At 63.2% G+C, this 15,310-nt stretch carries 10 protein-coding genes; 3 read left to right on the top strand and 7 right to left on the bottom strand.

Annotated features, from left to right (window positions below):
• Positions 1 to 63 precede the first annotated feature (63 nt).
• On the bottom strand, positions 64 to 747 hold the full coding sequence (locus tag LKD76_RS21505) for a hypothetical protein (RefSeq protein WP_227983166.1): 684 nt from the start codon (positions 745 to 747) through the stop codon (positions 64 to 66).
• A gap of 183 nt (positions 748 to 930) precedes the next feature.
• Here LKD76_RS21505 and LKD76_RS21500 point away from each other — a divergent pair, with 183 nt between their 5' ends.
• Positions 931 to 1,251 carry a transposase gene (locus LKD76_RS21500; RefSeq protein WP_227983165.1) on the top strand — a complete coding sequence of 107 codons (321 nt, stop codon included), beginning with the start codon at positions 931 to 933 and terminating at the stop codon, positions 1,249 to 1,251.
• A complete protein-coding gene (locus LKD76_RS21495) occupies positions 1,251 to 2,171 on the top strand; it encodes an IS3 family transposase (RefSeq protein ID WP_227983164.1) in 921 nt (306 codons plus the stop codon). The genes LKD76_RS21500 and LKD76_RS21495 overlap by 1 nt, the downstream gene beginning before the upstream one ends.
• A 441-nt stretch (positions 2,172 to 2,612) precedes the next feature.
• Here LKD76_RS21495 and LKD76_RS21490 read toward each other — a convergent pair whose 3' ends face one another.
• The 4 genes from LKD76_RS21490 to LKD76_RS21475 all read right to left on the bottom strand — a co-directional run bounded on the left by LKD76_RS21490 (position 2,613) and on the right by LKD76_RS21475 (position 12,699).
• The gene (locus LKD76_RS21490; RefSeq protein ID WP_227983163.1) at positions 2,613 to 3,686 is read right to left on the bottom strand and encodes a hypothetical protein; all 1,074 of its coding nucleotides are present in this window, start codon (positions 3,684 to 3,686) and stop codon (positions 2,613 to 2,615) included.
• Positions 3,687 to 3,870: 184 nt separating this feature from the next.
• Positions 3,871 to 7,500 carry a BREX-2 system adenine-specific DNA-methyltransferase PglX gene (gene pglX, locus LKD76_RS21485; protein ID WP_227983161.1) on the bottom strand — a complete coding sequence of 1,210 codons (3,630 nt, stop codon included), beginning with the start codon at positions 7,498 to 7,500 and terminating at the stop codon, positions 3,871 to 3,873.
• Positions 7,497 to 11,972: a BREX system serine/threonine kinase PglW gene (pglW, locus tag LKD76_RS21480; protein ID WP_227983160.1), complete on the bottom strand. Its 4,476-nt coding sequence runs from the start codon at positions 11,970 to 11,972 to the stop codon at positions 7,497 to 7,499. The genes pglX and pglW overlap by 4 nt, the downstream gene beginning before the upstream one ends.
• Before the next feature lie 301 nt (positions 11,973 to 12,273).
• Positions 12,274 to 12,699, bottom strand: a complete 426-nt coding sequence (locus LKD76_RS21475) for an Rv1352/Rv1906c domain-containing protein (protein WP_227983158.1) — start codon at positions 12,697 to 12,699, stop codon at positions 12,274 to 12,276.
• 32 nt (positions 12,700 to 12,731) lie between these two features.
• On the opposite strand from LKD76_RS21475, the gene LKD76_RS21470 reads away from it, so the two are divergent.
• A complete protein-coding gene (locus LKD76_RS21470; protein WP_255660270.1) occupies positions 12,732 to 13,574 on the top strand; it encodes a DUF8757 domain-containing protein in 843 nt (280 codons plus the stop codon).
• A gap of 9 nt (positions 13,575 to 13,583) precedes the next feature.
• On the opposite strand, the gene LKD76_RS21465 is transcribed toward LKD76_RS21470, so the two are convergent.
• Entirely contained in the window at positions 13,584 to 14,042 is a 459-nt protein-coding gene (locus LKD76_RS21465) for a DUF488 domain-containing protein (protein ID WP_227983154.1), read from the bottom strand.
• A 129-nt stretch (positions 14,043 to 14,171) separates the two neighbouring features.
• Positions 14,172 to 15,062 carry a 4-hydroxy-tetrahydrodipicolinate synthase gene (dapA, locus tag LKD76_RS21460; protein ID WP_227983152.1) on the bottom strand — a complete coding sequence of 297 codons (891 nt, stop codon included), beginning with the start codon at positions 15,060 to 15,062 and terminating at the stop codon, positions 14,172 to 14,174.
• Positions 15,063 to 15,310 lie beyond the last annotated feature (248 nt).

Below are 15,310 nucleotides of genomic sequence, written 5' to 3'. Positions count from 1 at the left end.
GGCCCGAACCTGTCCCCTCGGTATTCGCCAAGCGGTACGGATGTGGCCGAATGGTCGAGAATCTCACCACACGCGCTTGATACCGCGGGGGAACGGGAAGGCATCTTCGACAAGGATCGTGGCGATCTCGAGCATCCGGAGTGATTCAGCCTTGCTGACCGATCCCCAGCCTGGGAGCATGTGGACCTCGCGGTTTCGCACGTCGAGAACTGCGGATTCGAAGTCAATCGGCAGCGGATAGTCGTCGTCACGGAGGGCGAAGAGAAATGTGCCGAGCGTCGGCTTGGGCCTCTTGATAGTGATGTTGCGCCTGTCCACGAGCGCCTTGGCTGCCATTTCAACAGCGCTACCGCATTCGACAGCCGCTCGGCGCGTTTGTGTAACTCGATGGAGTGCGCGGGCGTCGCGGAGCAATGTCCATGCCATCGGTACTTGTTCGTTGTCACCGGCCAGTGCGCAACTGTGTTCGAGCAATTCCGTTGTCGCTACAACGTGACCCAGATCTTCGTAGACCGGTGGAAAGGGGCGAAAAACATACTCAGATGTCAGCGATCCGTCGGGCTCGCGCACATACAAGCATGTTCGATTCATGGCCTGCCGCGGTGGTCGGTACCCCACGGTTGTCACATGCTGACCCGTGAGCAGATCCAGCCAGGACATAAAGCACTCCACCCAGTTGTCGATGTGCTCGCCGACGAGCTGAGTATCGGGGATCTTGGCAGTGAACCCGATGCGGTTTACTAGCACGAACTCCGGCGGCGGTGGAGGCCAGCACCCCCACGCACCCGGGTCGAGTTGAACGCGTCCCCCTATCCCGAGGGGTTGTGTCAGGTAGAGGGCACCTAGCTGTACCGGAGGCCCTGTGAGGTTCACCCTGAGTAGTGGACACCGACTTGGCAGGATCATCGATCCTGCTGGAAGGATGTTCGCATGTCTCGCAAACGCCGGTCGTTCACGACCGAGTACAAGGTCGAGGCCGCCCACCGGGTGATCGATTCCGGACGCACCGTCGCCGAGGTCTCCCGCGAACTCGGCATCCACGAAAGCCTGCTGGGGCGCTGGGTCGCCGACGAACGCCGCCGCCTCGACGCCGCCGCCGTCCACGGTGAGAAACCGCTGTTGCCAGCGGAACGCGAAGAGCTGCTCCGGTTGCGGAAACAGGTCGCCGAGCAGGACAAGGACATCGCGTTCCTGAAAAAAGCTTCGGCGTACTTTGCCGCGATGCAGCAGAACCGGCCCGGTTCGAACTGATGGCCAAGTACGCCGGCCCCGACGACATCGAGACCGCCGGCACCAGCCGCTGTGAGGGACAACGATTCTCGATCCGCCGCATGGCTCGCTTGCTGCGGGTATCGAAATCCGGCTACCACGCGTGGGTGAACCGTTGCGCGGCAACGTTTCCCACCGGCCGGCAGCAACGGCGAGCCGACCTGACCGCAAAGATCGTCGAGGTCCACGCCGAGTCCGCCGGCACTTACGGGTCGCCCCGCATCACCGGCGAATTGCGTGATCAGGGCGAGCGGGTCTCGGCCAAGACGGTCGCGAAGATCATGGCCTCTATCGGGCTGGAAGGCATCAGCCCGCGTACGTTCAAGGTGCGAACCACCGTGCGAGATCCGGCCGCGTCGTTCCCGCCGGACCTGGTGTCCCGCCAGTTCGACCAGGGCCGTCCCGACGCGGTATGGACAACCGATGTCACCTACCTGACCTGCGGAGAAGGCGACATGTTCCTCTGCGCGATCCGGGACGGGCACACCCGTCGCGTGCTGGGCTACAGCATCGCCGACCACATCGGTGCCGACATGGTCACCGCCGCTATCGACCATGCGGTGGCGGCCCGCGGCGGCCGGGTCGAGGGCACGATCCTTCATTCGGACCGCGGTGGTGAGTTCACCGCGCATCTGACCACGCTGGCCTGCGCCCGGCACGGGCTGCGGCGGTCGATGGGGGCGACCGGAATATGTTGGGACAACAGCGCATCCGAATCGCTGTGGTCGAGTTTCAAGCACGAACATTACTACCGGCACGCCTATGCCACGAAGACAGAACTTATTGCCTCGGTTGACAATTGGATGGACTGGTACAACAATCGCCGTCGGCACTCGTCGATCGGTAACGTCAGTCCCGTCCGTTTCGAGCAGTCACTGACAATCGCAGCCGAAGCTGCTTAAACCCCTGTCCACCATTCAGGGTGAACCTCACTGGCATATGCACAGTCATTGGTGTGCCGGCTAGCGCGGAAGCGAAATCCTTCCCAATTACGCTGGTTTCGCATCTCACACCAACTGGAATCTCTTGCTGCCACTCGACTTCTTCCATGTCGCTCCCCTGTGCTTTGGTTGACAAAATGGATGCACCGGTACGACATTCAAAGTCGTTATTCATCGACCGGGATGACAAGCCCTATTGCATTGCATTTGAACAGGCACTCCCCGTGGCTGCCACAGCCGCTTGATCTCCTGTCCAACGTTCTGAGGGAGGCCTCCGGGACGCAAGCGGGGGCTTTCCGGTTGAGTGGACGGGTGATTGACGTCTTCCACCTTGCCGACGGAAGGCCCGTCCCCTCTCGCCTGCCCTCACCCAAGCGTTAGTAAACTCATGACCCGCAATACCTACAGTTCACCATTGACACCCAGATCGAACCTGATCGCTTCTCGCTCGATATACTCCGCGGCTGTTCCGTTGCTTAGATGCTCCATCGCGAGCTCGACTGCACTCCGCGCGAAACTGACTGGCAAGCCCCCTTCAACCCACGGGAAATACGGCAGGGTTTGGAACCACGCTTCGATCCGATCCATCTTCACCGTGATGTCGCGTGCTTCATCCACAGTAAGGGCCGGCTGCCAGAGCATGAATTGATCGTTAAAGACACCTCGCTCGGTCTCGATCGTGTGGTAGCCCGGCGCCCATTCCACGAAAATTCCATCGGCCAGTCGACCGCCACCACCATGAAGCAGTGTGTTGCGGTATTTCTTGGCCAGGTAGTGCAGGTCGCTGAGCGCAGTGTTGTCACGCGGATTCTGTCTTCCAAGTGCCGCCGACTCAAACTGTCTCCACCATTCTTTGCCGACAAGTGACTCGACTGAAAAATTGCTCTCAAGAGCAGCTGGCGAGAACCCAGTGAGCAGTACCAGGCGGTGCTGCACTAACGAGAAATAGCCCGCGAGCAGCGCGGTAGCTAAGTAGGCGACTTCGTGTCGCCGATCCCGCTCCGCCCACATATGGCCCGCTATCTCCATTAAGTCAGATTCAAGATCACTTTCACTTCCCTGTGCTCGCGCTGACCGTGGCAATTCAGGTGATTCCTCGATCTGGTCGAGCGACTGGTCTAGCTTTGCTCTGAAGTAGGATACGAAGCCGGCATAGCGGTCGTGCTGATTCACAATCCGGACATTATTGTCCGCCTTTTGTTTAGCAATTCCTGGTTCAACAACTTTGATCTGGAGGTACTTTACTGCGCTGCCAAGCTTGGCCCCGATTTCCCTGGCGCGGGCATCGGATACGGGTGCAGCGACCATGTCATGCTCCTGCTCCACCCGCACTGTGAGCTTGATTCCGGATCGGGTATGTCGCAGCCGGCATGGGAAATTTTTGTAGGAAAAACTGAGTTCCCAAAATGTCTTCTCGATTACCGGCATATCAACCGCACCTCGACTGCGCAGCGCCAAGTAAAGCAACTGGTCCATCAATGCGTAAGTAGTGTCCAGTCTGTGGCTCAACTCGACACCTACGGCCGCTGAATCAGCAGAAGGCGGTCCAAAGTCGCGCAACTGTCCAGAGCGAAGGGAAGAGAGTGCTTGAATGAGATCATGGGGGTGTGGCACTTTTTCTCCTATGATGCCCCGGATGTGAAGCGGCGGAACCCGACTATTACCGGTCTCCTCCCTCGGCAATGGCATTCTTTTTGACTCTGCGTTTCATCGGGCCTTGACGGCTACGGACGGCCAGTTGGGGGCGCCAGTTGCGTAGGTCGTCGTCGGTCAGTCCGTGTTCGGCCTGTCGTTCTCGGCGGTCGCCGCTGAGGAATTCGGCTGGGGAGATGCCGAAGTCTGGGTCGATGTCGTTGTGCCACTGGTCCAGCCATGGTTGGAGTTCCAGCAGGCCGGCTAGGAATGGGATGATCTCCTCTGTCGACAGGCTGTGTTCGGCGAGGTGGATCGCGATTGCCATCGCCTGTTCGCGGTGGTCCCAGCCGGCCCAGCCGTAGAGGTCGGGGGTGGCGACATTGGTTGAGCCGTAGGAGATGAAGCGTTCCTTCGGGACGTCCAGTTTGCCACGCGCCTGCCAGAAGGATGTGCGCAGGAAGTCGGCATTCGTGTACTTCGGGGGGACGGGGATGGACTTGCGGAACTCGCTCTTCTCGTAACCATCCGGCATTGCGTCCTCTTGGCGCTGCATGTCCCACACGTGTTCCCAGTCCTGCCGCTTCTTCAGGCCGGAGGGCTTGTAGCGCAGGGCGGAGATGAACGGGACATGTTGGTCGGTGATGAGGTCGGCGACTACCTGTCCCAGGTCAGTGCGGGGGGAGTACAGGGCGGCGACCGAGACGAAGTCTTCGTCAGCTGCCAGGAGGTCCGTCAGGCGGGAGAGCGTGAGCATTTGAGGCTGGTCGTTATCGCCGAACCAGAGATTGCGGGACTCCATTCGGTCGAGGAGCCAGGATCGTAGTGCCTTGTCTTGTAGGACATCCCAGCCTTCGGTTGCCCATCGCCGTTTGTAGTCAGGCTGCTCGATCATTCCAATTGCTCGTATTGATGCGATTGCATTCAAACGTCGTTGGACGACCTGCTTGTAGGAGTCCGGCCAATGAGCTGGTATCTCTTTAATCGGAACGAATCGGTGATTGTGGTGCGTGAACCAAGCTGACGTGGACAGTCCCTGTTCGCTCTTCTGAGCGAGCACGATAGCGAATGCACGTTCGGAAGGGGAGATCGGTGGCAGGTCGTCTGGGGAAGCTGTTAGTGGGTCGTCGATAAGCCCGTAAATCTCATAAGCCTGCCAGTCCAACTCTTCCTGTAGGGCAACTAGCCTTCCTCGAATGCGCTCCCATTCGCTTCTGGCAGCCCGGAGCGAGGTAACTGTGGGGATCTGGTCGGATACCACGATCGCGGGAGACGTAGCTGAAAGGTCTTGAGACAGTTGGTCGATCTCCCTCGCCAACCTACTGTCAGTTGCGCGTGGGAGGGGAAACTCCTCCAGTTTTGTGCCGGTGAATTCATAGTTCCATGACCACGGTTGATCGGGTATTCCACTAGCTGCGGTTGCATTGCCTTTGCTGTGGCTCACCATCTTGAGCCAGAAGCAGGCGGTGGAACTGTTGAGCAGTCCGAGCAGGCGCAGATGCTCCTCCTCGTTTGCTCCCTCCGGCAACTTGATCACCGGTGCGGACTGCTTGAACACCTTTCCGCCCCGATCCAGTACGAAATGGTTGTGCGTCGCGACGAAGGCGAAGGCGATGGAAAGTTGCGATCTGTACCGCTTAGGAAAGAACATACTGTGGTCGAACCACCGGAGCCCTCGTTGCTCCGGTGTATGACCGAAGTCAACCCGACGTTGCAGCAAGATTCTGTTCGGCCACAGGAACCGTGATTCGTCGATGTCGATATCGCGCGCCGCGCCATCGGCGTCGTATGGGAAGTAGGTTGACATGGACGGGGTAATCGTATAGTCGCGCACGGTATCCCCCAGGACGACGGGTACGCACGAGCCATCTATCCCGAGTGTCCTTGCGGCGCTTGGTGACAGGTAGTACGCGTCGTCTAAGCCGGTGTGGGTTGTGCGGCCGATGACGTCGATAGCCGACTTGAGCGTGGTGGTTGCATACAGCCCGAGTTGTTCGATCATCTCAAGCCCGCCGTCGGTGAGGACCCATGGCTGCTTTGCGAATTGATCTCGGGGGAGATCGTCTACGGAAACCCATTGGCTAGGGCCGGGCTGAGACGACATCTGGTTCACTATCGCCTGCCAGACAAGGCCCTTCGCTGGATCCTCAGGTGCCTTGGGTTCTCCCTGGATACTACGGACTGTTCGGATAGTCGGTCGCCGATCTCGCCCCGTCCTCCGGGTTCCGATAAGGATTACCGTGGGTGTTCCGTGTCCGGGAATGTAGGCTCCCGAAGTATCGATGACCTCAGTGAGCTCAACTGTATTCGCGAAATATTCTTCAATCAGCTTTGTGCCGAACTCTCGCTTCATGAAAGAGTTTGCTGTGATCTGTCCGACGAGGCCGTATCCGTCTCCGTTCGAAGAGCCAGCCTTCGCTAGCTCGAAGAATCTCTGTGCGAATGGGACGGATAGCGCGTACGTGCCGGAGCAAGCGTTATACAGACCTCGGTAAATCTCATTGAGGTTCTTGTCCTTCACAGTGATGTACGGAGGGTTCCCGACCACGACGTGATACCGCCCCGGATCCAGGATCCCCGGATAGTCCTGCACGTCTTCAGTGGCGTAAGAGAACTCAGCGAGCAGGTCGACCTGTTCGCCTTCGAGAGAGAGCTCAAGTTGCCGAGCCTTGATCAGCGAGTCACCGACCGCGAGCTTGATGGGCCACTCGTACCCCGCAGCGCCAGCAAGCGTGCGTACGTTCGCCGCCGCCATCGCCGCCACCAGGAGTCGGAAGCGAGCGATGGCGATCGCAAAGGGATTGATGTCGACGCCATGTACGGAATCGAGTGCGGCCCGGACGCGTTCGTGACGGTCCTTGGTGGGCTGTTCTTCGGCCCATAGTTTGGTGAGGCGTCGGAACGCACCCAGCACGAAGTGCCCGGACCCGCACGTCGGATCAATGAGTTTGATGCTCTCGTAACCGAATTCGCTGATCGCGGGGGTGAGAGTCCGGTCGAGTATGAACTCTTCAACGAACTCCGGCGTCTGCAACAGGGCATAGTTCTTGCGGATGTCTTCGGACAGATCTTGGTAGAGGTCACCGAGGAAGCGAGTGTCCCACCCGTTGATACCTTCATCGTTGAGCGGGTCGGTGAAGTCATGGATCAGCGAACCGGCTTCGTCCCGCTCACGCCAGAATTCGATGAGTTCCCGCGCACCGTCGTGGGAGAGCGGAACTTGGTAGAGGGCGTTGTGTGCCGGATCGAACAGGAGTTTCCCGGCTTGGCCGGCGCCGAGTTCGGCGAAGGCTCGGTGCAGCCAGCCGCGGTAGGTGGGGTCGGGGTCGGATTCGACGTAGGCTTCGTAGCGTGCCTGGGCGAGTTCGCGGCGGTCGTCGGTGGGGCCGGTGAGGTAGGGCTCGGCGATGAGTTCGTTGTCCTCGCAGAAGCGGACGAAGACGGTGCCGAGGATCCATGCGACCGCTACCTGGGTGACTCGTTCCTTCAGCCAGGCGCTTTCGGTGGCGGCGGTGCGCTTGAGTTTGAATGCCGTCGAATATTCTTCGTGCAGGCGGCTTTTCACCTCGTCCAGCACGCGCAACTGCTGGTGGAGATCGGTTTCGGCCGCGCTGACCTGTTTCTTGAGGTCGGAGAGTAGGGCGGCGCGGTCGATCATTGCTGGGCTCCTGATTCGGTTGTGGCGGGGGCGCGATGCTTGTTGCTGGTCCACGACTGCGGTAGCGGGATCCACTCGTTGAGGGCGGATTGGTACGGCACGGCAGTGGGGCCCAGATGTGGTGGGCGGGACGGATCGGCTTGTGGGCACAGCAACCACAGAGTTCCTGCGCCGCGGCGGGATCGCTCGGCGAGGCGGGCCAGGACACCCATGGCGTCGTAGCGGGCGAACAGCAGGGTGTCGTGCAACAGCAGCGGTCCGTCGGTGCGGATCGAGTCGCCCAGTTCCTTTTCGACCCGGCCCCACGCGGTGCGGGCGTATTCGGAGAACTTCAGTGCGGCTTTGCTGCCCGACTCGGCGATATCGGCGCGCAGGATCGTAGACCAGGTGGGTTTGCGGCCCGGTGGCACGAGGTCGTGCATATTCGCCAGGAACAGTGCGGTCACCGAGATGGGGTTCGCACCGAACCGGTCGCGCAGCTCGCGGATGGCGTCCGGCGTGGAATGCGGGGGAGCGGTGGGGCAGGTGAGCACGCGGAAACCCTCGCGGATCGCGGCGCCGGACAGAAGTTCTTCGGCCCGTGCGGCTTTCGCCAGATCGGGATCGTCGGAGTAGGTGTCGGCGAACTGTGACGTGGTGGCCGTGGACCAGCGCGGGGTGTGGGCGGTGTAGCTGGTGGCGCGGTCGAGATGTTTCGGGATGTAGCGCGGTTCCCGGGTGTCGGCGTTGGTGGCGACAACCAGGTCGAACCCCGCGTCGCCCAGTGCCTTGGTCAATTCCGGGGTGGGGAGTTTGCGGTCGCTGCCGGGGATGACGAGTTCGGGGAAACGGGCGAGAATTCGCTCGAACACGGTCTCCGCGCGCAGTCCCGCCTGCTTCTCGCGGGGAAGGTCGGAGGGGACGTAGAGGCCGGCCTGGGTGAGGCGAATCGCGCGCTCCAGCGGCAGATCACGCGGGTAGATCTCGAGGCGCGGCGTGACCGCGGCTGTGCGTGAGGATGCCGCGGCCAGCTGCACCAGGCGGCGTTCGTCGATGGTGGAGCGGCCGAGCGGGCGTTCGACCGTGACGAGCCGCTCCAGCACCACCGCGGCGGTGGGGACCGATTCGTGCCGGGCCAGTACGTCGGCGGCCTCACCGAGTTTCAGCGCGTAATTGGTGAGCGCCCGAGCACCCGGAGTATCCGGATCGGTGTCGTCGCCGACCTCCAACGCCAGGACGACGACGGGATCGAGGCCCTTCTCGCGTTTCTGCGCGACCAGGATCGCCGCCTCGTCGGGGACGAACTGTTCGACCTCGGTGATCACGCGCACCGCGGCCAAACCCAGTGCGCGACGGTCGTTTCGATCCAGCAGGCGGGTGCCCAGCCTGGTCACCAGGGCATCGGCTATCTCGGTGGCGGCGGCGACCCGGCCGAATCCCTCGAGCAGTTCCAGCACCTGTGCGCGCAGGTTCTGGACCGCGGGGTCCTTCTTCCAAAGCTGGCGCTGGGCGCGCAGCAGTTGTGCGACCCGGCCGCCGGTGAGGCCCAGGGTCTGCGCCACCGCGGTCTGGGTGGGCCACATGTCCAGCTCCGGCAGATCGCCGGAACCCGGAATGCGGAGCAGGCGCGCCACCGCGTCGACCTTGCTGGAGTTCGAGCCGTTGTTGTTGCGCTCCGGAACGAACCGCGCGGCGAGTGTGTCCAGGCTCAGGGTGCGCATCAGCCCGGCGGTCGACTCCGCTTGGGCGGCACTGATTTCCGCTTTCGCTTCCTTACGGGCCTCCGGTGTGAGCGGCGCCGGCTCCTGTTTGCCGAGGCGCTTGGCCCACTCCTTCACCCGTTCCTGAATTTCGCGCCGGGCGCGCACACCGAGGCCAGGGGCGTTGATCAGGCGGGTGCGGCCGTAGTCCAGCAGTTCACCGACCGTGGTGACGCCCAGACCGTAGAGGAACTGTTCGGATGCGGCGGTCAGACCGGCCTGGGACAGGTGCGTGTCGCGGGTCGCCTGCTCGGCGATCAGCAACCGCTGCTGCTCCGGGGTGGTGTCGTCGACATCGTCGAGCACCGGGTGGTCGCTGAGCGGACGCGACGGCACCGAGCGGGACATGTCGAGGAAGATCTTGCGCCAGGCGTCGCGCATCGGTTTCAGCTCCGGGAACCGTTGCGCCACATCGCGATGCAGGGCCTTGCGGAAGAACGCCACCAGGTCCTCGCGCACCGCCGCGTCGAATGCCTCGGCCGCCACCCGCGGATACGGGAACTCCTTGGCGTCCAGTTGCCGCGCCAGCACACTGCCGTCGCCCCAGCGCGGCAGTTCGCCCGATGCCATCTCATGCAGGGTCACCGCGAGCGCGTACCGCTCGGCGTGTGCGTCGTAGGACGAACGCAGCAGGGTGCCGATGAACGGGTCCAGGTAGCCGTCGGTGCCCGCGTCGGCGTGCTTGGCGGGATAGCCGGCCAGGGAGAAGTCGATGAGGACCAGTTCGCGGGTTCGGTTGGGGCGCACCCGGATCGCGATATTGTCCGGTTTGATGTCGCGATGCCAGACGCCCTCGCCCTCGAGGAAATCGACGGCGCCGAACAGGTAATCGCTGTAGGTTTCCAGGCGGCCGAGCTGGAGCCGGCCGTTGTCGCGGAGCTCGCGGGCCACCGTCTCCTCGGTGCGCCGGCTCGTATTGTTGTCGAGACCCTGTTCGTCGCCGACATATTCGAGTACCAGGGCGGTGCGGCCGGCGAGCGTGATCACGCCCGGATCGACGAGATTGATCACGCCGGAATGGCGGCGGATGCCGCGCAGGACGGCGGCTTCGCGCTCGAGGGTCTCCGTGCGGTCGGGCGACAGCGCGATCTTCAGCACCACATAGGCTTTGGCGCCGCGTTGTTTGTCCTCGGCCTGTAGGTCGCGCACCAGCAGCGCGCGGCTCGTGGAACCGGTGCCGAGACGGCGGCGCACCAGCCACCGGCCGCCGAGAACATCGCCCGGAACGGCTTCCAGGGGGTCCTTGTCCGGCTCGGTGTCCGGCTCTTCCGGTGCGGTGAGCGCATTCTCGACGACTTCGAGGAAATCCAGGAATTCGTTCATCGACGACACCCGATTGCCCGGGTGATACGCCGTCGCGGTCGCGACGAGCAGATCGATATCCGGCACCAGGTTGTCGACCAGGGCACTGGGCCGCAGATCCTTACCGGCCTCGAACTGGGCCAGCAGCTCCGCCTGACTGCCCGCCGGCGGCTTGCCGGTCACCAGCAGATAGGTCAGCATGCCGAGCCCGTAGACATCCATCGCGATCGGATCGGGTGCGACGGCCTGCAACTCGGGAGCCAGGTACACATCGGCGGCCGAACCCAGATGCTGCGCCGACAGCGCTGTCGGGGCATGTCTGGTCATGGTGGCGCCCGTGCCCTGGGAGCCCTGGGTTGCGGTCTGCCAGTCCGAAATCTGGAGTCGTGGATTGCCCCACCGTTTCGCGTCGCCGCTGCCCGGACGCGGCAGGACATGAATGGACCGTGCGGCCAGCGCGCGATGGAATAGGCGGGCACCGTGCGCGGACCGCAGAGTTTCCGCGAGCTGGCGGACCAGTTCGATGCGATCGGACAGATCGAGCAGGTGGCCGAAGCGCAGCAGGTACTCGTCCAGATGCAGGGTCTCGGGGTGGTACCGGAATATCAGGGCCGGACCGGCGGAATGGCCGGACGGGTCGAACAGTTCCAGGCGCACCACACCGGGGTGGGTGAAGCGGCGCAGCACCGACGCTTCCCGGCGTGCGGCATCGTCGACCGAACGGCGCTGTGCTTCATCGGCGCCGCGCTCGCGCAAGTAGATGCGCACCCGCGCGGGCTCGCGCAGCTCGGTGTGGGTGGCCAGATAGTCCTGCCAGGTGGCGCCCGCATCGAACGGTTTGCGTTCCAAACGGTAAGGGCCGACTGTGAATTCGGCGTCGCTGCGCCGGATCCCGATCTGTTCCAGCGCATTTTTGATCGCCCTCGAGCGCTGCATGTCGATGCGGTGCCGGGCGTCGCGCACCGGGCTCCCGAGCCGGTCGATCAGCTCGCGCACCGTGTGCGTGTTGGCGCGATCGCCCTCCGGCAGTTCGAACCGCAGGTTCGGGTTGGTGAGACAGACGGCGTTGCCGACGAAGACCCGCACTCCGTGGGACGCGAGCAGCCCGGCGAGCTCCTTGCTCTTCTGATTGGCCAGATGCAGCGGGCTGCGGTGATATCGGGTTCCGCCGCGCTGGAGTTCCTGCACCCAGTCACCGTTGCGGCCGTGCAGCCGGCCGCTCCAATCCTTCAACTCGATCAGATGCACACCGTTCGGCGCGACGACCAGCAGGTCGACCTCGCGGATATGCCCGGTCGTTGCGGTAAAGGTGAAATTCGACCACGCGAGCCACGGATCGACGTCCGGCAACCGCGTCCGGATCGCTTCCAGCCCCCGGCGCTCGTGCTCGAAGCTCGACTCGGTGACCGTCGTCCACCGACTCTTCTCCATACGCGCGCAGTCCTGTTCTCGTCGTCGACCAGCCACCGACCCCCACCACGGCGGTAGGTTCGCGACGCCCACGGCTGCCGAATGCCTACCGACCGGACGAAGTGCCGCCGGTCCGTTCTCGCCTGTGGCGCCACATTAGCGCCTGCACATCGCCGGGAAACTCCGGACGGCGGTATCCGGCCGGTCGGAATCTCCGACGCGGGTAGTCGCACTGGTGGATCGCCGGCGCGGGCGAATATGTTTCGCGGTCGCCTGCTCGATGCCGGGGCCGTGCTGCTCGTCCCGGCATCGCCCGGTCGCGCTATTCGAGGGTCCAGTTGCACCCTTCGACCTTGATTACGTCACCGTCGGACAGGCGGACGTAGGACGGCCCCGAATACGACTCCATATCGGTCGCCTCCGAGGACTTGGCGCCCTTGTAGGGCAGCCACGTGATGAAGCAGTATCCAAAGTCGTCTTCGGTGGGACCTGCGGTGTAGTAAGTGACCGGCAGGACGTCGGTGCCGGACCACACCGATCGGTCAGTGGCGTCCGCTCCGGCGGCGCGATGAACGATCCGGCGCCGGTTGCGCGGGCCGCTCGACCGATGAGGCGCGATCCGATCCGCCGAGTTGTTCAGTGGGCGGACGTGGAGTGCGCGGATCCGCGCGTGCTTGTCACAGGTCCGCTCGCCCGAACAACTGCAGAGTTCGATCGAGTACCCACCATCGATCCAGCGTGCGTGCATACTTGAATCCTGGTGTCATTAGGGGGTTTTCGATGCTGCCAGGAAGTGAACGTGCTCGGATTCTGATCACCGTGAAGGCCTATCCCGCTCCGTCGGAACGGTATGGCGAGACTGTTTGTGTCGCGGGTGTTCGTATCGATCGTCTGCCGCCGACGTGGATACGGCTGTACCCCATGAGGTTCCGTGGGATGGGGCAGGAGTTTGTATTCGGCAAGTACGACATCGTGGAGGTCGATGTTCGCAGCCGTCGCGGGCACGATCCACGAATCGAGTCGTATCAACCGGATCAGCAGTCACTGCAGGTCGTCGGGCACGTCGATACGAATCGCGGGCGGTGGACGCGGCGGCGGACACTGATCGGGCCTCTGATCGGGGCGACGTCGACGTGCGAGTTGATTCGGGCGAATCCGAAAGGAGCGATGGCCGTACCCGCGCCGTCGCTGGGCATGATCAAGCCGATCGTCGACGCTGTGCGGGTCGAGCGTGGAAACGGTTGGACACCGCAGCAACGGAGGAAGGCGCAAGCGGCGGCTGCGCCGAGTTTGTTCGACGATGCGCCGCCGGTGCTCGAGCCGATGCCGTATCGGGTCAGCTACCGCTATCACTGCACCGATATTGAATGTCGCGGTCATGTGCAGCAGTGCCTGGACTGGGAGATCGGTCAGGCGGGACGGAAATGGCAACAGATGTATGGAGTTGCCGGAGCTCAGCAGAGGTTGCGAGAGAAATGGGAGCGGGAGATTTGTGCTCCTGAGCGGGACCTCTACTTCTTCATTGGAAACCAGGCGCTGCACCGGAGGTCGTTCGAAGTGCTGGGTGCGTGGTACCCGAAGGTGAGTTCCAGTGCCGAGCCCGACCAGCTGGCCATGCTGTAAGTCGTTGTGTCACAGCTGAATTACTCCAGTGATAGCGGCATCCTGCACAGCATCGGCGACCATTTGACGGTGGCATGTGGTGTGGTCGTGCTCGAAGCAGAGCAGTGCAACCGGGCCCTGCGCCATGAGCGCCCTGACCGAGTGCAGCGCATCCGCTCCCTCCGGGCTGTCGAGCACATGCGCGTACCGGTCGCGCGAATCGGCCTCGCCGACGCGGAAACCGTCGCGATTGTCCCTGGGATTACCGAGCTCCTTGAGATGCACGTAGCGAATGCCGGCCTCGGCCAGGGCTGCCGACAACTTGGTCTTCGACAACCCCGGCTTGCGTGAGATCGGGGTGAGTCGTATGTCCACGACGGTAGCGACGCCGGCTTCGGCCAGAATCGCCACGAGCTCGTCCGCTCGTCGGCCTTCGTAGCCGACGGTGAACAGGCGATTCTGCGTGTGAGAGGGGCTGGCTACAGGCACAACGCCATACTCGCACGGAGTGGATGCGATCGGAGTGCGGGGACGTAGGTTGTGTTGGTGCCCAACACACGTTCCAGCCGGCCCTCGGGCGGGCGATGGGGCTGCCGCAGGTGAAGTTCACGTGCCGATCTACAACAACCCTGACTCCTCGAGTCCGGCACGCAGACGTTGCTGATGCTCCGGCGGGCCCTGCCGGTAGGGCATCCGCAGCGCGTCGGAGGAGATGACGCCGAGCATTTTCATCGCGGCTTTGGCCTGAATGGCGCCTTGTGAGACGTGCATGATCGCATCGACGGCGGGGATGAGGCGCCGGTGGATCTCGCGTGCGGAAGGCAGGTCGCCGCGGTCGACGGCGGCGATCATCTCCGCGTAGTGATCGCCCGCGACGTGACCGACCACCGACACGACGCCGGTCGCGCCTTGAGCGAGGTGCGGCAGGTTGACGACGTCGTCGCCGGAATACCAGAGCAGGTCGGTCTGCGACATGAGCCGGCTGGCCTCGAAGAAATCACCCTTGGCGTCCTTGACGGCGCGCACGGCGGGAATGTCGGCCGCGCGGCGAATGGTGTCGGTGCTCAGCGCCGTCCCGGTCCGGCCCGGGATGTCGTACAGCATGACGGGCACGCCGACGCCTGCCTCGGCGACCAGGCGGAAGTGTTCCAGGATGCAGTCCTGCGGCGGCTTGTTGTAGTACGGCGTGACAACGAGCAGAGCGTCTGCGCCGCAGGCGACCATCTCGCGGGCCGCGCGGGTGGAGTGCTCGGTGTCGTTGGTGCCGCAGCCGGCCATCACCTGGACGCGGTCGCCCACGGCCTCGACTACCGCCCGCACGCAGGCGTAGTCCTCCTCGTCGGTGGTGGTGGCGGACTCGCCCGTGGTCCCGTTGACCAGCAATCCGTCATGGCCGTGGTCGGCGAGATACACGGCGAGGTTCTGCAGGCCGTCGTAATCGATCGAACCGTCGGCGTGCATGGGGGTCACCATCGCCGTGATGACTCGACCGAAGGGGGTGTCCACCATGATCGTGAGACTACCTCCGGCGAGCACCTCACTCCTGCCCTGGTCGAGCGCGGCGTAAGTTGGTAGCTAGAGGTTTGCTTTATGCAACAGCGACGGTGGATGTGGATTGCGGCGTTCCTGACGGCACTGGGAATGTGCGCTGTAATCGGGTGTGTCAGCGGCACCCGGCCCGAGCACGCTGCTCCCGGCTCGGGCACATCCTCCCGGGTGCCGGGCTCGGGCACATCCTCCCCGGTAGGCGGCTCGGA

Source organism: Nocardia spumae (genome assembly GCF_020733635.1).
In the GTDB taxonomy this organism is placed as follows: domain Bacteria; phylum Actinomycetota; class Actinomycetes; order Mycobacteriales; family Mycobacteriaceae; genus Nocardia; species Nocardia spumae.
Note: the sequence above shows the minus strand (reverse complement) of the source record. Positions and strands in the feature narration are given on the sequence as shown.